At 68.2% G+C, this 19,258-nt stretch carries 13 protein-coding genes, 2 tRNA genes and 1 pseudogene; 15 read left to right on the top strand and 1 reads right to left on the bottom strand.

The genetic code is table 11. The annotated features are described in order from the left end of the window. From RWX45_RS05885 to RWX45_RS05860, 6 genes and pseudogenes are all read left to right on the top strand, one after another. Positions 1–1,028 (top strand): annotated as a pseudogene (locus RWX45_RS05885) (hypothetical protein); the annotation flags it as partial. Positions 1,029–1,143: 115 nt separating this feature from the next. After that, positions 1,144–1,524 carry a ribosome silencing factor gene (gene rsfS, locus RWX45_RS05880; RefSeq protein ID WP_316022835.1) on the top strand — a complete coding sequence of 127 codons (381 nt, stop codon included), beginning with the start codon at positions 1,144–1,146 and terminating at the stop codon, positions 1,522–1,524. Positions 1,525–1,535: 11 nt separating this feature from the next. Then, entirely contained in the window at positions 1,536–2,150 is a 615-nt protein-coding gene (locus RWX45_RS05875; RefSeq protein WP_316022834.1) for a histidine phosphatase family protein, read from the top strand. Positions 2,151–2,319: 169 nt separating this feature from the next. Then, positions 2,320–2,392, top strand: a tRNA-Ala gene (locus tag RWX45_RS05870). A 41-nt stretch (positions 2,393–2,433) separates the two neighbouring features. Further along, a tRNA-Ala gene (locus RWX45_RS05865) sits at positions 2,434–2,506 on the top strand. Positions 2,507–3,031: 525 nt separating this feature from the next. After that, positions 3,032–3,616 carry a flavin reductase family protein gene (locus tag RWX45_RS05860; protein WP_316022833.1) on the top strand — a complete coding sequence of 195 codons (585 nt, stop codon included), beginning with the start codon at positions 3,032–3,034 and terminating at the stop codon, positions 3,614–3,616. A gap of 238 nt (positions 3,617–3,854) precedes the next feature. On the opposite strand, the gene RWX45_RS05855 is transcribed toward RWX45_RS05860, so the two are convergent. Beyond that, positions 3,855–5,468: an aspartate:alanine exchanger family transporter gene (locus RWX45_RS05855; RefSeq protein ID WP_410050684.1), complete on the bottom strand. Its 1,614-nt coding sequence runs from the start codon at positions 5,466–5,468 to the stop codon at positions 3,855–3,857. 288 nt (positions 5,469–5,756) lie between these two features. Between RWX45_RS05855 and RWX45_RS05850 the strand changes: the two genes are divergently transcribed. From RWX45_RS05850 to RWX45_RS05810, 9 genes are all read left to right on the top strand, one after another. Further along, positions 5,757–7,541 carry an acetolactate synthase large subunit gene (locus RWX45_RS05850; protein WP_316022831.1) on the top strand — a complete coding sequence of 595 codons (1,785 nt, stop codon included), beginning with the start codon at positions 5,757–5,759 and terminating at the stop codon, positions 7,539–7,541. A gap of 4 nt (positions 7,542–7,545) precedes the next feature. Beyond that, the gene (gene ilvN / locus RWX45_RS05845; RefSeq protein ID WP_316022830.1) at positions 7,546–8,058 is read left to right on the top strand and encodes an acetolactate synthase small subunit; all 513 of its coding nucleotides are present in this window, start codon (positions 7,546–7,548) and stop codon (positions 8,056–8,058) included. Positions 8,059–8,068: 10 nt separating this feature from the next. Next, a complete protein-coding gene (gene ilvC, locus RWX45_RS05840; protein ID WP_316022829.1) occupies positions 8,069–9,100 on the top strand; it encodes a ketol-acid reductoisomerase in 1,032 nt (343 codons plus the stop codon). Between the two features lie 270 nt (positions 9,101–9,370). After that, positions 9,371–10,714 (top strand): ATP-binding protein, encoded by a 1,344-nt coding sequence (locus RWX45_RS05835; protein WP_316022828.1) that lies wholly within the window; start codon positions 9,371–9,373, stop codon positions 10,712–10,714. Positions 10,715–10,865: 151 nt separating this feature from the next. Further along, positions 10,866–11,942: a 3-isopropylmalate dehydrogenase gene (locus RWX45_RS05830; protein ID WP_316022827.1), complete on the top strand. Its 1,077-nt coding sequence runs from the start codon at positions 10,866–10,868 to the stop codon at positions 11,940–11,942. Positions 11,943–12,083: 141 nt separating this feature from the next. Further along, complete coding sequence (locus RWX45_RS05825; protein ID WP_316022826.1) at positions 12,084–13,253, top strand: branched-chain amino acid aminotransferase; 1,170 nt, start codon at positions 12,084–12,086, stop codon at positions 13,251–13,253. 75 nt (positions 13,254–13,328) lie between these two features. Continuing rightward, complete coding sequence (locus RWX45_RS05820) at positions 13,329–14,453, top strand: LCP family protein (RefSeq protein WP_316022825.1); 1,125 nt, start codon at positions 13,329–13,331, stop codon at positions 14,451–14,453. A 237-nt stretch (positions 14,454–14,690) separates the two neighbouring features. Further along, positions 14,691–15,926: a UDP-N-acetyl-D-mannosamine dehydrogenase gene (wecC, locus tag RWX45_RS05815; protein ID WP_316022824.1), complete on the top strand. Its 1,236-nt coding sequence runs from the start codon at positions 14,691–14,693 to the stop codon at positions 15,924–15,926. A 32-nt stretch (positions 15,927–15,958) separates the two neighbouring features. Continuing rightward, positions 15,959–19,096 carry a CDP-glycerol glycerophosphotransferase family protein gene (locus RWX45_RS05810; RefSeq protein ID WP_316022823.1) on the top strand — a complete coding sequence of 1,046 codons (3,138 nt, stop codon included), beginning with the start codon at positions 15,959–15,961 and terminating at the stop codon, positions 19,094–19,096. Positions 19,097–19,258 lie beyond the last annotated feature (162 nt).

Raw genomic sequence — 19,258 nt, 5'->3', positions numbered from 1 at the left:
CTGCGGCGTCGCCGTCTGCGCCCGCCCCGTCCCCGCAGGAGAGCTCTGCGGACGCCACCCCTCCGATGGGAACGTCCAGCGCCGCGTCGCCGCAGGTTGCGGACACGAGCCTGACCGACGAGCAGATGTCGGAGATTTCTGAGCTTCCCACCGGCGTGCTGGACGCCGTCGAGGCTCCGGCGGACGCCCAGGCGCAGCCCGCCGCCACGACTCCTACCCGCCGTTCCCTCCGCCATCGCATGGCCGCCGCGGATGAGACCGGCGCCGCTCCCGAGGAAATGACGCCGGCGGATGGCGCGGACGCTGAGCAGCCGGAGGTGGCCGGCGGCAGCGCCGACGGTGCCGACACTGCGAGCACCGGTGAGCTCCCGCGTCAGGAGGCCGAGGAGCCCGCTGCTGAGTCCCCGGCGGAGTCGGCCGACGCCGATGCCGCGGCTGACGTTTCGGCGTCGGAGGAGACCGCCGAGGCGGCCCCGGTGCCAGCGCGTCGCCCGATTGTCCGGATTCCTGCCGGCGCTCAGGGAGTGCGCACGGTGGATGCGGATACGGGCGAGCTAAGCGCGGTGCAGCCGGTCATTCAGCCAGACGCGGACTCATCCGCCCCGCAGGGAGAAGATGACCAGGCGGAGGACGCGAGCGCCTTCGGTGGCATTGAGAACCCGCAGTGGCCCGCCCTGTCCACGTCGTCGACCCCGAATGCCGCCGCAGAGGCCACGGCGCCGGATGCCGACACCTCCGATGAGCAGGAGCCGGCACAGGACCAGCAGCCCGCTCCTGTCCAGGAATCGGCGCAGTCGCAGGATGCCGCGGCGGAGGCGCCGTCCGCCGCAGTGGAAGAAGCGCAGGAACAGGCCGGCGAGGGCGGCTCGCGGGTGGGGCGTACCCTGCTCATCATCCTGCTGGCCGTGGTGATTGCGCTGGTTGTGCTCGCTATCGTGTGGTACCTGCTCAACAGCGGGACCAACTCCGCCCTGCCGCAGTCCCTCCTGCCGCAGGTGGTCGACGACTTAACCCAACTGCTCAGCTGAGCGGCGCGCGTCGGGTTGGCCACACTCGTACGCGCGCGTGCATCGGGTCGTAGGCTGACCCGTAAAGTTGTCGGCCTAGCCGACATACCGATGTATCTGCTGCAGAAGGAGCCCCGTGCCCGCTACTGAACACGCCGTCGAGTTGGCCGTCACCGCGGCCCGCGCCGCCTCGGAGAAGAAGGCGGAGGACATCGTCGCCATCGATGTGTCTGAGCGCCTGGCCTTCACCGACGTCTTCCTCATCGTGTCCGCCGCCAATGACCGCCAGGTGCGCGCCGTCGTCGACGCGGTGGATGAGGCCATGTATAAAGCGGGGGCCAAGAGTCGGGCGCGGGAGGGTCTCGAGGAGGCCCGGTGGGTGCTCATCGACTACGCCGACGTCGTGGTGCACGTGCTGCAGGCCGAAGACCGCGAGTACTACGGGCTGGAACGGCTGTGGAAGGACTGCCCGCTGGTGACGCTTCCCGACTTCCAGACCGTCTCCGCCGAGGACTGAGCGCCGAGAACATGAGCACGAAACTGATCCTGTGGCGGCACGGCCAGACCGACTACAACGCTGGCATGCGCGTGCAGGGGCGCGTTGATATTCCTCTCAATGCCGTGGGCCGTGAGCAGGCCCGGGCCGCAGCGCCGGGGCTGGCCGCTTTGAACCCGGTGCGGATCGTCTCCTCCCCGCTGGCGCGGGCACGGGACACCGCGCGTGCGCTCGCCGACCTGACCGGAGTCGAGGTCGAGTTCGACGAGGGTTTGCTCGAGCGCTCCTTTGGTCGCTGGGAGGGAATGTCTCGCACCGAGATGGAGGCCGGCTGGCCCGAGGAGTACGCCGCCTGGCGTCGCGGTGAGGAACCCGCCGGGATCGGTGTGGAGACGCGCCGGGCGGTGTCTGCTCGCATGGGAGGCACACTGCGGCGGATCCTGGAGGAGACTCCGCTCAGCGACGCCGACCGTACGATCGTGGTGGTGTCTCACGGTTCCGCGCTGACGCTTGGCGCTACCGACCTGCTGGGGATCGAGCCGACCAGCTGGTTCGGGCTGCGCGGGCTGGACAACTGCCACCACGGGGTGATCGTGCCGGGGGAGCGGGTTCCCGGTTGGATGCTGGCCGAGTGGAACGTGCAGTGACGGCAGCGGCGACGACGGCGCTGGTGGCGGCGGCGACGCCGGTGGCGACGACGAGCGCCGCGGGGACGCTGCCGGCCGGCGGGTGAGGCACGGCACGCGATTTTGATTTGCCTGGGGCGGGTCAGACTCCGTAGAGTTTGGGCGTTGCCCATGAGGGTGACACCCGCACGGGGCTATGGCGCAGTTGGTAGCGCGCTTCCATGGCATGGAAGAGGTCGGGGGTTCGAATCCCCCTAGCTCCACGACCACCACCGCACTCCGCGGTGGACCAGGTTACCCGCAAGGGGCTATGGCGCAGTTGGTAGCGCGCTTCCATGGCATGGAAGAGGTCGGGGGTTCGAATCCCCCTAGCTCCACTCGGAATGTTTCGCGCCCCGCCGGTGAGGCGTTGGGCGCTCTGGTGGGACCTGTCGGGATATCGATGCGCGAATGTCTGAATGTGGCACAAACGACGTTGGCGCTCCCGGGAGGCGCCTGACGGGCCGCGGGATTCCAACGATTTGGGCGCCGTGCTCCGCTACTTCAGCGCCGTTTGTGCCGATTTGCGACAGTGTTGCGCCCGGCCCGGGGCACAATCGGGGTTATCGGCGGATGATCGGCGTAACGGCGGTGCTTGAGGTGAGTTGTTGTGTTCCCGGTGTTTTCGGCTGGGTGGGGTGAGGCGGCCTGAGCACGCGGGGTAGCCCCCGACGACGTCGGGTAGCCCTCGAGGACGCTCCCCAGGCCCGCGTTCTCGCCGGTTCAGGAGCGTCCTCAACGGTTACCCCGCATGCTCGAGAGGTGCTCGTGTTCCGGTCTCCGAGTGCCGTTCCTGTCCTTGTTGGCATTGAGTGTGCTTTTGTGCACCATCGTCGCAAGTAACGTCACCGTACCCTGATGCCATGGGCTGTACTGACTCCGTCTCCCCGTTCTGCCAGTTGCCGACCGACAAGTGGCAGTGGCATCCGTCCCCGCTAGCCGGACAGATCGTCTACGTGACGACGCGCAGCGATGCGGGCGAGGTGAACCTGGCGCCCAAGAGCTGGGTGTCTATGGCTGCCTTCCACGGGCCGATCATCGGATTCGGGTGCAGTCGGCAGCATCAGACATATACCAATGCAACGGCGACCGGCATGTTCACCATCAACTTCCCGACGGCGGAACAGGCGGGGCGGGCAGCACAGGTTGCAGATGCTCCCAGGGAGTTCCGCTTGCGAGCTTCGGGTCTTTCTCTGGATGGGGTACGGACCAGTGGCGTGCCGCATCTGCGCGAATGCCCGGCATATATGGAGTGCCATCTGGTCAAGAGTGTTGAGTTCGACGGAGGTGAAACCTTCCTCTTCGGGAAGATCGACGTCATCGCGATCCATAGGGAGTTGAGCAGTCTCCCCATCGAGGAGGCTTATGCCCGGCTGGCACCCGCGTTTTTCTGTGAACCCGGCGTTATTGGTGAGCTCCGGCCGCTGACAACGACCACGATCCGTTGAGCAGGTAGCCCGGCGTGGGGCGAAGGACGGCGGCTGCGTATTGAGAGGTCTGTGCTGACTCCAGTTGGACCGTTATTGCGCGCTTGGACTGCCTAAGCGCGGATGGACCGTCCCAGACGCGTTCTCAGGTGGTCCAACCGCTGGTAGGTGGTCCAACCGCGGGTAGGTGGTCCAACGCGAAGGGCCCGAGCCGATGAGTACACCGGCCCGGGCCCTTCCCATTGCTTACTCCGTGCGGTCACAACCCGCCGAGGAACTGGGCGATGAAGATCTTCACGATCATGGCCACCGGGTAAACCATGGCGTAGCCGAGGGTCACGCGCGGGTCGGCGCCGGTGCGCTCGTTGGCGAAGGCCAGGACCGCCGGCTGCGTCTGCAGGCCGCCGAGCAGACCGGACAGGCGCGTGCCGCCCATCTTGACGATCCAGCGCATGGACGCGTACATCCCGAAGCCCACGATCGTGGTGATGACGAATCCGGTGACGAGGATCTTCCACCAGTCACCGCCGGAGAATGCGTTGGCGATCTGCCCGCCGGCGCGCGTGCCGGCCTGGGCCAGGAACACCAGCAGTCCCAGCTCGGAGAGCACCGCCGTGGCGGTGAACGGCATGGCCGTCACAAAGCCCTTGATCCGGCCGATGCGGCCGAAGATGAGGCCGACGATGAGGGTACCGGCCGCAGCGCCGATGGAGAAGGTAGAGCCGCCGGGCAGCGGGATCGCCCACTCACCGATGATGATGCCGACGGCCATACCCAGCCCCATGGCGACCGGGTTGATGGAGGACAGCCCGTGGGCGGAGTCGCCGAAGAACTTGGAGATCTCGGCCATGCGGCCCGTGGGGGCGACGACGCGAACGCGGTCGCCCTGCTGCAGCACCAGGTCCGGAGTCCCCACCATGTCGACGTCGCCGCGGCGCACGCGGGAGATGGTGGCGCCGAACTTGCTGTCGACGTCGAGCTCGGCGACGGTGCGGCCGGCCAGCTTGGGGTCGGAGACGGTGATGCGACGGAAGTCGAGGAACTTACGGTCCTCAATGAGGGAGTGAGAGGAGGAGTGGCCGAGTTCGTGGATGACCTGGTTGACGGCGTCCTGGGTGCCGACGACGGTGACGAGGTCGTCCTTGTAGATCTTGTCGGTCCGTGACGGACGGGTGATCGGGCCGGTCTCGCCGCGACGCAGGCGCGAGAACTTCATCTCCCCGCCGACGCGCTCGGCGATGTCGCCGAGCTCCGGGGCGTCCTCGCGCTCCACGCGCACCGTGCGGTTGATGAGGGGGGAGGGGGCGTCCTTGTCGGAGCGGCGGTAGCGCAGAGCCAGCAGGCAGAAGAACAGCATGCCGATGACGCCGTACAGGTAGGCGACGGCGTAGCCGACGGTGGCGATGGCGACACCGTCGGGGTTACCGGCGACGGCCGCAGCATTGCCCGCAGCGGCCAGGGCGGGAGTGTTGGTGACGGCGCCTGCGAAGGTACCGGCGATCATCGCCGGATCCATGCCCAGGGCGCGGCCTACGCCCAGACCGGCTCCAGCACCTACCACGAGCACGGCGAGCATGATCGCCAGCGGTCCGGCGGCGGTGCGCAGCACGTGGAAGAAGTTGGGGCCGGACTGCACCCCGATTGCGAAGGTGAAGAGCGTCAGGCCGAGAGTTCCCAGCTGGGGCGGAATTTCAATGACGATGCCCTCGGCGATCCCCCAGGCGGCCAGGATGATCCCGGCGAAGAGCACCGCTGCTGCCCCGAGGCTGACGCCCCCGGCCTTGATACGGCCCACCAGCATGCCGATGCCGACGAGGAGGAACAGTGTGAGAACGGGATTATCGGCCAGGGCGTTGAGTAGTCCGGTGACCACGGGCGAGCGCTGCCTTTCCAGTTGTCCAATCCGGCGGCACATCCGTTTGCCGCAGCAGAGTTGATGAACGAGTGACGACAGTAGTGTGTCATCCCCGCTGACGGCGTCGGGCGGACTAAAGGCCGCGCCAGCGAGAGACGTCTAACACGCGCCATGCCAGTCCGTGATTCCACGATGTGAGACCACGGGCGGCGGAATCGACTCCGGTCACGTGGGCGGCATACGGTTCATCTCATCCGGCCAGAGGGCCGGACCACCACGCGGATCTCACGGATAGGAGGGCGGACGATGGTTCGTGACAGAGGGTCCTCGGACCAGGACCGACAAGTAATGACGGGTGCTCAGGCGCTCGTGCGTTCCCTGGAGGAGATCGGCGTTACCGACATCTTCGGCATGCCCGGGGGTGCCATTCTCCCCTTCTACGACCCGCTGCTCGCCAGCGAGAAGATCCGCCACGTGCTCGTGCGCCACGAGCAGGGAGCCGGGCATGCCGCCGAGGGCTACGCCATGGCCACCGGGCGAGTCGGCGTATGTGTGGCGACCTCCGGGCCCGGTGCCACCAACCTGGTCACCGCCATCGGGGACGCGCATATGGACTCCGTGCCCATGGTCGCCATCACCGGGCAGGTCGGCTCCACCGCGATCGGCACCGACGCCTTCCAGGAGGCGGACATCATCGGGTCGACCATGCCGTTCGTCAAGCACTCCTTCCTGGTCACCTCGCCCGACGAGATTCCCAGCCGGGTCGCCGAGGCCTTCCATCTGGCCTCCACTGGCCGCCCCGGCCCGGTGCTGCTCGACTTCACCAAGGATGCGCAGGTCGGCGAGACCGAGTTCCACTGGCCCCCGCGCATGGACCTGCCCGGCTACAACCTGCCCGGCAGACCCAACCAGCGGCGCATCGCCCAGGCGGCCGAGGCCATCGCCTCCGCCGAGCGCCCCGTCTTCTACCTCGGGGGCGGACTGAACCGCGCCGGCGTCCCGGTTGAGCAGCTGACCGAGCTGGTTGAGCTCATCGGCGCCCCGTTCACGACGACGCTCACCGCCCTGGACGTGCTGCCCACCAACCACCCGCTCAACCTGGGCATGCCGGGTATGCACGGGACCGTCGCCGCCGTCGGTGCCCTGCAGCGCTCCGACCTCATCATCACGCTCGGTGCCCGCTTCGATGACCGCGTCACCGGCAAGCCGGACACCTTCGCCCGGCACGCCGCCGTCATCCACGTGGACATCGACCCGGCCGAGATCTCCAAGATCCGCACCGCCGACATCCCCATCGTGGGCGACCTCAAGGACGTCGTCCCCGCGCTGACGGCGGCCTGCCGCGAGCAGTTCGCCGCCGAGCCGCGCGCCGAGATCGACCAGTGGCTCACCGAGGTCGCGCACATTCGCGCCACCTACCCCACCGACTGGACCGATACCGACGACGGTCTGCTCCAGCCCCAGGAGGTCATCACCCACCTGGACAAGGCGGCGAGCGAGGACACCATCTGGGTGACCGGCGTCGGCCAGCACCAGATGTGGGCGGCCCACTACCTGCACTTCAACCAGCCGCGTTCCTGGCTCACCTCCGCCGGCGCCGGCACCATGGGCTACGGCGTTCCCGCCGCCATGGGGGCGAAGGAGGCCTGCCCCGACCGGCCGGTGTGGCTCATCGACGGCGACGGCTGCTTCCAGATGACCAACCAGGAGCTGGCCACTTGCTCGCTCAACAACATCCCCATCAAGGTGGCGATCATCAACAACTCGTCCCTGGGCATGGTGCGCCAGTGGCAGACCCTCTTCTACGGGGAGCGCTACTCCAACACCGACCTGCACACCGGCGCCGGAACCGAACGCATCCCCGACTTCGTGCGGCTCGCGGAGGCCTGCGGGGCGGTCGGGCTGCGCTGCGAGCGGCTGGAGGACGTCGACGACGTCATTGCCCAGGCGAACGCCATCAACGACCGGCCGGTCGTCATTGACTTCATCGTGTCCGCCGATGCCCAGGTGTGGCCCATGGTCGCCGCGGGCGTGTCCAACGACGAGATTCAGCATGCGCGGGGCATGAGCCCGGCGTGGGAGGAGGAGTGAGACCGTGAGCGAGAAGCACACGCTGTCCGTCCTGGTGGAGAACAAGCCCGGCGTGCTCACGCGCGTGTCGGCCCTGTTCACCCGCCGTGGCTTCAACATCCATTCCCTGGCCGTCGGCCCCACCGAGCACGAGGACATCTCGCGCATCACGGTGATTGCCGACGCCGAAGGGCCGGCTATGGAGCAGGTGACCAAGCAGCTCAACAAACTCGTCAACGTCATCAAGATTGTCGAGCTCGACCCGGACACGTCGGTGGGCCGCGAGCTGTACCTCATCAAGGTGCGTGCCGACGACTCCAACCGCACGGCCGTCCTTCAGATCGTCGATCTGTTCCGCGCCCACGTCGTCGACGTGTCCCCGACCTCCGTGGTCATCGAGTCAGTAGGCTCGGCCTCCAAGGTCCAGGCGCTCCTCGATGCCCTCAAACCCCACGGGGTCAAGGAGATCGTCCAATCCGGTGCGGTCGCGATTTCGCGCGGTCCCCGTTCCATCACCGATCAACTCAAGGAGAAGTGAGAAAACCACTATGGCAGCTGAGAAGTTTTACGACGACGACGCCGACCTGTCGGTCATCCAGTCCAAGAAGGTAGCCGTTGTCGGCTACGGCTCGCAGGGGCACGCCCACGCCCTCAACCTGCGCGACTCGGGCGTTGAGGTCGTCGTTGGCCTGCGCGAGGGGTCCCGGTCGGTCGCCAAGGCCGAGGAGGCCGGGCTGACCGTCAAGCCGATCGCGGAGGCGGTGGCCTGGGCCGACGTCACCGTGATCCTGGCTCCCGACCAGGTACAGGCCGAGCTGTACAAGACCGAGATCGAGCCCAACATCAAGTCCGGCTCCGCCCTGCTGTTCTCCCACGGCTTCAACATCCACTTCGGCTACATCACCCCCGCCGCGGACATCGACGTCGTCATGGTCGCCCCCAAGGGCCCCGGCCACACCGTGCGTCGCGAGTTCGAGGCCGGCCGCGGCGTGCCGGTGCTCGTGTGCGTGGAGCAGGACGCCAGCGGGCAGGCGTGGCCGCTCGTGCTCTCCTACGCCAAGGCCATCGGCGGCACCCGCGCCGGTGCCATTAAGACCACCTTCCGCGAGGAGACCGAGACCGACCTGTTCGGTGAGCAGACCGTGCTGTGCGGTGGCGTGTCCAAGCTCATCCAGTACGGCTTCGAAACGCTGGTCGAGGCCGGCTACCAGCCCGAGATGGCCTACTTCGAGGTTTGCCATGAGCTCAAGCTCATCGTCGACCTCATCAACGAGGGCGGCTTGACCAAGCAGCGCTGGTCCTGCTCGGACACCGCCGAGTACGGCGACTACGTCTCCGGTCCGCGTGTCATCACCCCCGACGTCAAGGAGCACATGAAGGAGGTTCTGGCCGACATCCAGGACGGTTCCTTCGCCAAGCGCTTCATGGACGACCAGGCGGCCGGCGCCCCGGAGTTCAAGCGGCTCCGGGCCGAGGGCGAGGCGCACCCGATCGAGGCCACCGGCCGCGAGGTGCGCTCCATGTTCGCCTGGCGCGCCGACGTTGATAAGGACTACACCGAGGGCTCGGCCGCGCGCTGAGTACTTTGTGACTGACGTCCCCGGATAACAGCGCCGGGGACCGACGTGGGGGCGATGGAATTAACCCGTCGTCCCCACGTCGCATTGTTATTCGGTACACGGAATATCTCGTTAACCGTGTCCCGCCGTCGCCCCCAAACCGCATTGTTATCCAATGCGGCCAATATCGCATTTCGGGTACGCCTCCGTGTAATGGCCTCTGGACTCCAATCTGAGGATAGACTGAGAGAATCACAGGGAGGAGAGGGGCGCTTGCTTACCCGTTTTGAGGTGACAGGGTTTAAAAATCTCGTCGACGTTGCGGTGGACTTCGGTCCTTTCACCTGCATCGCCGGTCCCAATGCGGTGGGGAAATCCAACCTATTAAACGCTATCGAGTTCCTCTCCCTGCTGAGTTGCAGCTCTTTCCATGACGCTTGCGTCCAGGTGCGCCCCACTTCGCAGCGGCAACTCGACATGTGCGCACTGCTGTCTGCGGACGTGCTGGAGAGTAGGGAGAACCTGCGCCTGGGGGCGGAGATGATCCTCCCGCCGTGGGCAGAAGACGAGTTCGGGCAAACGGTGGCACCGTCGTGCCGCTATGTGCGCTACGAGGTCGAGATTGCGGTGCGGCGCGACGGGACCATTCCCGGGGGATTCCGCCTGCGGCTGGCCGGCGAGCGCCTCCACCCCCTGGACGATTGGGAGGCCCGGCTCCGCTTCCCGCAAGCGCAGTCCTACGCTCGCTTCATCGCTTCCCGGCTTGAGGATTCCTGCGACTGCTACATGGACTACGAGGCCTCCCATGGGGAGGGCATGGTGGTGGTGCATCGGGAAGCCAACGGCCGAACCCGCCACGTGCGTGCCGGCGGCGCCCAACGTACCGTGCTCTCCGCCGTCGCCAATGCCGATTATCCGACCATTTTGGCGGCCCGCACCGAAATGGCCTCATGGCGATTTCTGGCCCTGGAGCCCACCGCCATGCGCACCCCCGACGACTTAATGGAGCGGCGGCCGATCTCTGCCACCGGGGCGCATGTGCCGGCAACGCTGTACCGGCAGGATCTGTCCGCCGGACAAGACGGCGCAGTGTTCGCCCGCGTATGCGACACCGTGAGGGCGCTGGTTGACATCCGCAGCCTCCGCGTGGAAGAGGACTCGGTGCGGCAGGCATTGGAATTGCGCGCCCAGATCGGGGATAACCCGGAGTTGCCGGCGCGGGCGCTGTCGGATGGGACGCTGCGTTTTCTCACCCTCGCTGCGATCGGCGCCTCGGCCGACTATTACGGCATGCTGTGCCTGGAGGAACCCGAAAACGGGATTCACCCCGCCAAGATCAACAACCTGTACTGCCTGCTGCACGAGCTGTCCAAGCCGAGCGTGGACTCCTTGCGGCAGGTCATTGTCAACACGCATTCGCCTTACCTGTTCCAATGCACCGACGCCGCCGAGGTGCTGTTCGCCGTCGGCAGGCAGGCGCGCAATGACGACGGTGAAGCGCTGCAGAGTGTGGATTTCCGTCCGCTGGCGGGAACCTGGCGCACCCAAGGGGGGAACGACGGCGTCCGGTCGGTGCCGCGCAGCGCCGTCGTGGACTATCTCAAGCGACCCCAGCCTGCGGCCGAGGTGGGCTGAAGCGTAGGGGGCGACGTGCCCGCTCTCTTCATCGGGGCCGGCATTTTCGCCGGGGTCGGCACTCATGGTGTGCCGGAGCCGCCGCGCGCCGCGTATTGCCGATATCTGAGATGGCCTCCCGAAAGGGGCGGAATCCGCCTAAGGTCGCGGTATGACGCAGACCATCAAGCTGGCAGTAATTCCCGGTGACGGCATTGGCAAGGAGGTCGTGCCCGAGGGCCTCAAGGTGCTGGAGGCCGCCCTGGCGGGGGAAGGCGTGACGCTGGCCCCCACCACCTTCGACCTGGGAGCGGACCGCTGGCACCGCACCGGTGAGACGATCACCGATGCCGAGCTGGAGGACATTAAAGCCCACGACGCTATTCTGCTCGGCGCCGTCGGCGACCCGTCTGTCCCCTCCGGCGTGCTCGAACGCGGTCTACTGCTGCGGCTGCGCTTCGACCTGGACCACTACGTCAACCTGCGTCCCTCCAAGTACTACCCCGGCGTAGCCACCCCGCTGGCCCACCCCGGGAACATCGACTTCGTGGTGGTGCGTGAGGGCACCGAGGGCCTGTACAGCGGCAACGGCGGCACGGTCCGTACCGGCACGCCCCACGAGATCGCCACCGAGGTCAGCGTCAACACCGCCTACGGGGTGGAGCGCGTGGTGCGCTACGCCTTCGAAACCGCCCAGGCCCGCCCGGCCCACCACCTGACCCTGGTCCACAAGCACAACGTGCTCGTCAACGCCGGCCACCTGTGGCGCCGCACGGTAGAGGCCGTCAGCGCCGAATACCCCGAGGTGCGCGTGGACTACTGCCACGTCGACGCCGCCACCATCTACATGGTCACCGACCCGGAGCGCTTCGACGTCATCGTCACCGACAACCTCTTCGGCGACATCCTCACCGATGAGGCCGGCGCCATCACCGGCGGCATCGGCCTGTCCGCGTCGGGCAACCTCAACCCGGCCGGTGAGTTCCCCTCCATGTTCGAGCCGGTCCACGGCTCCGCCCCCGACATCGCCGGCCAGGGCATTGCCGACCCCACCGCCACCATCTCCGCCGTCGCCATGCTCCTGGACCACCTGGGCCTGAAGGACGCCGCCCGTCGGGTGGAGGCCGCGGTGGATGCGGATATGGAGGCGCGGGCCGCTGCGGACGCCGCCGACACCCCGCTCATGCGTTCCACCAGCGAGATCGGGGACGCCATTACCGCCGCCCTTACCGCCGCGCCGCGCCCCTGAGACAGGCCCAGCTTGCCCGGGCGACGCCGTCGTCGGTGCGTTTGCCCGGGCGCGGTATCCGTAGCGGCGCAGAGCGCGGAGCTGGCAGTCAGCATGTGAGAGGACAATCTCTGATTCGAGGAGCGGCGGTAGAGTGCCGGTATGTCGCAGACCCCAGCCGCCGCATCCACGTCCGATTCGCTGACGACGCCTTTGGCTCGCGCCGCCGCTGTACCGGTCCCTCCCGCTGACTCACTTGCCGGCCGCTTTGCCCTCGCCGCGAACCCGCACCCGGCCACCGACGCCGAGCGCGCCCAGGCGCTGACCGACCTCCACTTCGGCCGGGTCTTCACCGACCACATGGCCCACGCCCGCTGGACCCGCACGGGAGGCTGGACAGACCACGCCATCATCCCCTTCGGCGACCTGACCCTGTCGCCCGCCGCCGCCGTCCTCCATTACGCGCAGGAGATCTTCGAGGGCATCAAGGCTTACCGCCACGCCGACGGGTCGGTGTGGACCTTCCGGCCCCGTTACAACGCCGCCCGGCTCAACCTCTCCGCCCGGCGCATGGCTGTTCCGGAGCTGCCCGAGGAGGACTTCATCGCCTCGCTGGTGGATCTGGTACGCACCGATGAGGCCTGGGTGCCCTCCGGTGAGGGGGAGTCGCTCTACCTGCGTCCCTACGCCTTCGCCTCCGAGGCGTTCCTCGGTGTACACGCCGCCGACACCATTGACTACTACGTCATCGCCTCGCCGTCGGGCGCCTACTTCACTCACGGCCTGCAGCCCATCTCCATCTGGGTCGCCCAGGATTACCACCGGGCGGGACGCGGCGGCACCGGCTTCGCCAAGACCGGCGGCAACTACGCCTCCTCGCTGCTGCCGCAGCAGGAGGCCGCCGCGCAGGGCTGCGACCAGGTCTGCTTCCTCGACGACGTCACCGAGAAGAACCTCGAAGAGCTCGGCGGCATGAACCTCATGATCGTCGACGCCGACGGCACCGTGCGCACCCCGCGCCTGACCGGCACCATTCTGGAGGGCAACACGCGCAGCGCCATCATCCGTCTGCTGCAGGACGCCGGCCGCCGTGTGGTCGAGGAGACCATTCCGCTCGAGCGTCTGCTGGAGGACATCGACTCCGGCAAGGTGCGGGAAGTCTTCGCCTGCGGCACCGCCGCCGTCGTCGTCCCCCTGGGCAGGCTCAAGGGCAAGGACTTCGACGTCGCCATCGAGGGCAGCGAGGTCACCCACGAGATCTATGACCGGCTCACCGGCATCCAGTACGGGCGTCTGGAGGACCCCTATGACTGGATGTACCGTCTGGCCTGACGTCGCAACCTGCTTGTGATGGGATCTCGGGGCCAGCTCCCCGCGTCGCCGATCACGGTGTGGTCAGATTGAGCTATGAGCGATAACGAGCAGCGCACGGGGGATGACGCCGCCCCCTTGGACGATGTACTCGGCGGCGTCGGGACAACTACCCCGGCCGCCGGCAAAGGCGGCACTGGGCGCCGCACCGGACGCCGCTGGCGCATTGCGCTGATCTCCGTGCTCGCCGTCGTGCTCGTGCTCGTCCTCGCCACGGCGGCAGGGGGCCTGTGGCTGCGCGGGCGCCTGTCCTCCAACATCGAGACGATCGCCGACCCATTCGCCTCCATTGACTCCTCCGCCCGTGCGCCGGAGCAGGACGCCGAGAACCCGGCCACCAACATCCTGCTGCTCGGCTCCGACTCGCGCATCAGCGCCGGCGACCCCAACCAGTGGGAGGCCGGCGCCCAACGCACCGACGCGATCATGCTCGTGCAGATCAGCGGCGACCACGACGACGTCTCCGTCATGTCGATACCGCGCGACTCCTGGGTGGAGATCCCCGGCTACGGGGACAACAAGATCAACGCGGCCTTCTCCTACGGCGGCCCGAGCCTGACCATTCAGACCGTCGAGCAGCTCACCGGCGTGCGCATCGATCACTTCGTGGTGGCGGACTTCGAGTCCTTCGCCGCGATCACAGACGCGATCGGCGGCGTCACCATCAACCTCAAGACCGCCCAGACGCTCGCCGGCACCGAGTTCAACACCGGCGCACAGCTCCTCAACGGCGAGCAGGCACTCGCCTACGCGCGCGAGCGCAAGAGCCTGCCGGGCGGCGACTTTGACCGCGTCAACCGGCAGCAGGCGTGGATGCGGGCCATGGTCGGCTCCGTGCTCAACAACGGGATTCTGACCAACCCCTCGAAACTGCTGTCCTTCCTCACCACGGTCACCGAGAACCTGGCCGTGGACGAGGGCTTCACCATTGATGAGATGCAGTCCCTGGCGGCGGACGTGCGGGGCATTCATTCCACGGACATCAACTTCATGACCGTCCCCACCACGGGCACGGGCACAAGCTCCGACGGCCAGTCGATCGTCATTCTCGACGCCGAAGCCGATGCGCCCTTGTTCGAGGCCTTCCAGAACGATGAGGTCGATGACTACCTGGCCGACAACCCCGAAGCCGTCGATCTACTCCCGGCCACAGTGAACTGACGCCTGCGCTGCATCCGCGCGGCGGCGCCGAGCCGGTGGGATCTGCACTCCAAAACTCGTGTCTTTGGGACAAGCATCGTGTTGATGGTGCCCGGCCGGCTCCGGAGCAGGGCATCGGAGAAGGCCCGGCCCGTCCATGACGTCGAGTGGTGGGGCGAAATCGTCTAGTCTGTACGAAACCGGATGGCCAGGACTCCCCGCTGGCTGCGGTCGTGATGTTGAGGAGATGGTCCGCCCATGACGGCGATTTGCGTGATCGGACTCGGATACATCGGGTTGCCGACGGCGGCGGTGCTGGCGCGCGCTGGAGCCGACGTTGTGGGCGTGGATGTGTCCGCGCGGCACGTGGACGCCGTGAATCGGGGCGAGTTGCCGTTCGTTGAACCCGACCTGGGGGAGGTCGTGACCGACGTTGTGGCCAGCGGTCGGCTGCGGGCCCAGCGTGAGACGCCGCACGCGGACGTCTACATCGTGGCGGTGCCAACGCCCTTCAAAGGCGACCATGAGCCGGACCTGTCGTATGTGGAGGCGGCTGCGGAGGGGATCGCCCCGCAGCTGGTCGGCGGTGAGCTGGTCATCCTTGAGTCGACCTCGCCCGTTGGGGCTACCGAGCATGTGGCGGATGTGATCCTCGGGGCCCGGCCCGACCTGTCCCGAGACGACGGTGACGGCAGGCCGGTGGTTCATTTCGCATACTGTCCGGAGCGGGTGCTGCCGGGGCGGGTCATGGCCGAGTTGGTGACGAACTCACGGATTATCGGCGGGGTGAGCCCGCAGGCGGCGCAGATGGCCCGGGATGTTTACGCCTTGTTCTGCAAGGGGGACCTGCGGCTGACGGACGCGCGGACGGCGGAGATGGTCAAGCTGACGGAGAACTCCTTCCGGGACGTCAACATCGCCTTCGCCAACGAGCTGTCCCTCATCTCGGAGAAGTTCGGGATTGATGTCTGGGAGCTCATCGAGTTGGCCAATCTGCATCCGCGCGTCAATATTTTGCAGCCGGGTCCGGGTGTGGGCGGTCACTGCATCGCCGTGGATCCGTGGTTCATCGTCTCGGCGGCGCCGCAGGAGGCGCGGCTCATTCGCACCGCTCGGGAGGTCAATGATTCCAAGCCGTTGCAGGTGGTGGAGCGAGTGCGGCAGGCGGTGGCCGGTATGGCGGCGCCGACCATCGCGGCGCTGGGGTTGGCCTTCAAGGCAGACATTGATGATTTGCGTCAGTCGCCGGCGGTGGAGATTACGCGTGACGTGGCCCGCCTGCCTGGGGCGAGGGTGTTGGTGGCGGAGCCGAATATTTCCGCTCTGCCCGCCGCGCTAGCCGACGCCGCCAATGTTGAACTGGTCGACTTTTCGGAGGCCATTGCCCGCGCGGACGTGATCGTGCTGTTGGTCGACCACCGCCAGTTCAAGGCGCTCGACCGTTCACTACTGGCCGGCAAGCGCATCATCGACACGCGCGGCATCTGGCGCTGAGTCACGCAACGCGAACATCGGGCAACGTCGCCATGGGGATCCGAAACGCCGTGCACGCGCTGACTCGACGTCGGCGCCGCCCGGCTCTGAGCGTGGTTCTCATCGTCGGCGCGGATGCTCACGTGGAGCGCGTCGTCCGCTCCTTGCTCAACCAGCAGCTCCCGGAGATCGACATCATCGCGCTGGTTGCGGCGGACTGCTCGCCGGCCGAGCGTGACGCACTGGCCTCCCTGGCACGTCGCAACCGCCGCATTCGGATGGGCGGCAGCGAGCTGATGGCGGCCCTGCGTTCGGCGCGGGGGAGTGCCCTCACCATCGTCTGTGCGGCGGACGCGGCCGCTCGGGACGGTTACGCGCAGGTGCCTGGCGACGGCGCAGTCCACGTGGGCGGTGCGCGACCGCTCGCTCAGGGGCCCCGGCGCCAAATCCCGCCCCGACGCCGCCTGCCAGGGCTCATGGCGGAGCCGACGCTACTGGACGCCTTTAACCCCGCCCGGGTCGTCGCGCCGACGCGGGCCTGGCTCGCCGCTGCGGCCGACCTGAGCACGCCCGCGAACTCGAGCCCATCCCGGCCCGATGCTCCGGATGCTTTTCCAGGCGCCGTTTGCGCGAGCCCGGCTGCGGCTGCCCGTGCTCTTGCGCTTCGGGTCGTGGCCACCGCCGACGAGATTCTGGTTGAGCCCCAGGACTTGGTCCTCACCGCGCAAACCGGGCGGGCTGAGTCCCCGACCTGGGGTGAGCAGCTCAACGCCCTCCAGGGCACCGTCGCCACGGATCGGCAGTCGCTCGCCGACCAGGACGCCTCACTGCTCGGCGGCCTGCACTATCGCGCCTTGATCGACCTGGCCCTCGGCGCACCCACGCAGCCCGATGCCGCAGTGTCCCAGCTGCGAGCCGTCGCCCGCGAACTCCTGCCCGACGCCGCAGCACCGCTATGGTCGGCGCTGCCCCTGCCCGACCGCCTGCTCCTGTGGGTCCTGGGCAACGGGACCGCCAGCGACCTGTTCGAGGTCATCGCCTCCCGCTACGAGGACACCACCGCCGTCCCGCTCGTCTTCGACGCGTCGGTGCTGCGCGCCGCGCCGCCGGTGCTGACCCGCCTCGCGCCGGTGCCCGCCGCGATCACATCGGTGAGCGACGCGGACCTGTGCGTCCGCCAGGTGTTGCGCGAATGCCGCTGGACCGGCACCGACCGCCTCACATTCACCGGCTGGGCGTACATGCCCGGACTCGCCCCCGAGACCCTGCCCGCACCCGAGATCATCCTGACCGCAGCCCAGGACAGTCCACCCGTCATCGACGCGCACGCGACGCCCGCTCCGGTCGTACACGCCGTCGTCGAACGCGCCGACGCCGCCGAGGCGGACCTCGACGCAGCCGACCCCTGGCGCACCTACACCGGTGCGGGCTACCGCGCCACCCTCGACCTGCGTGGCGCCCCCAGCCGGCGTTGGCAGGCGATCCTGCGGATGCGGATCGGGGAACGGGTACTGACCGAGCCACTGCCACCGCCCTTGGGTTCCCGCCCGCCGCAGTCGGCTACCGCGGCACCTCTCACGGGCGTCGCCCCGGGCGGGGCGGCCCCGCGCTGGAGCATCGACGCCGATGCGCGGGGACTGCTCATCCGCCCCGGCCCCACCCAGCCGTCTGTACGCGGCGGGGTGGTGGTCGACTCCGCCGTCGTGGACGGTGCCCGACTGGTGCTGCACGGCACGGCCCCCGACCATGCGACTCCCACCATCCACCTGCGCTCCTCCCGTGCATTCACCCCGCTGGCCGTCACCGCCGCCGACGACGGCTGGAGCGCGACGCTGGACCTGGCCGACTCCGTCGTCCGCTCCGGCGGATACTCGCTGCACTGGCGCACCGCCGACGCCGAGGGACGCTGCGCTACCGGCCCGGCCCTGGACGGACCCCCAACCGAACTGACCGGCCCCGTCCGGCACGTGCGCCTGCGTCCTCAGTCGGACGGCAGCCTGGCCCTCAGCGTCATCGCCCCGGTGGCCCCGCAGCATCGCTCGCACTACGGGCGGCGAGTGCTCATCGAGCAGGACTGGGGCCCGCTCGTGCGAGGCGTTTTCTTCGAGACCTTCGGCGGTAAGTCCGCCGGCGACAACCCCGGTGCCATTCGTGACGAGCTCATCCGGCGCGGTACCGAAGTGCCGTTGTGGGTGTCCGTGCAGGACGGGAGCGTGCCTGTGCCCGACGGCGCGACGCCGCTGGTCGTCGGCACCCCGGAGTGGTTCCGGGCCCTGCGCACGGCCCGCTTGCTGGTGATCAATGACAACCTGCCCCACTGGTTCTCCAAACAGCCCGGGCAGAGCCTCCTGCAAACCTGGCACGGCACCCCCATCAAGCACCTACTTCACGACGCCCCGCGCGCCTCAACCACCCTGCCCTACCGTCGGCTCATGGCTCGACAGGTCCCCCAGTGGGACCTGCTGCTAGCCCAGAGCGACGCCGCCGCACAAACCCTGCGGCGCGCCCTGGGGTATGCCGGGCCGGTGCTGGTGGGCGAGCAGCCGCGCAACGTCGGCCTGCTCGGCGGGGAGACGACGGCGTCGCGAACGCGCACGGAACTCGGCATTGGCGCGGACGAGGCGGTGGTCCTGTACGCCCCGACCTGGAGGGAGTCCCTGCGCCGCGCCGACGCCGGCCCGGCCCTCCTGGACGCGGGCGCCCTGGCCCGCGCTACCGGCGCGGTCGTGCTGCTGCGCAGCCACCACATGAACCAGCTGCACGAGCGCAGCGACCGGGTTATCGACGTGAGTCGGCATGCGAGTCTGGAGGCACTCATGCTGGCCGCCGACCTGCTGGTCACCGACTATTCCTCGGTGATCTTCGACTGGGAACTGACCGGGCGCCCCGCCGTTCTGTACGTGCCGGACCTGGAGGACTACCGGGACCGGGAGCGGGGCTTTTACCGGGACTGGCCGAATGACTCGGGCCTGCCCGTCGCCCGTACTCAGGACGAGGCACGCGCGCATGTCGCCCAGCTGCTGGCGGCGGGGCAGCCGAGCGGCGCTCTGCCGGGCGGGGCGACGACGGCGCACCCCGCCGTGGACCCCGAGCCCCTCCGCCAGAGCCTGGACGCGATCTGCGCTTGGATCGATACGGTGATTCCGGATGCGGCTGCGGTGCGCCTCGGCGAAGATGAGCTCTGTGAGTGACCTGGTCCGTACCGCCCGCAAGGCCCTGTGGCATGCCCGCCACGGGGGAGCCGCGGGCGTCAAGGAGTTCCTTCGTCGTCACCGCGCCTCCGCGGCGGCCCGCCCCACCCGGCGTCGCCGTGCTCGTCGGGGCGAGGTCACCTTCCCCGCCTGGGACGTGCC

This window comes from Actinomyces sp. MRS3W (assembly GCF_032465695.1).
GTDB lineage: Bacteria > Actinomycetota > Actinomycetes > Actinomycetales > Actinomycetaceae > Actinomyces.
The sequence above is the reverse complement of the archived record's forward strand: the minus strand, read 5'-3'. Positions and strand labels throughout refer to the sequence as shown.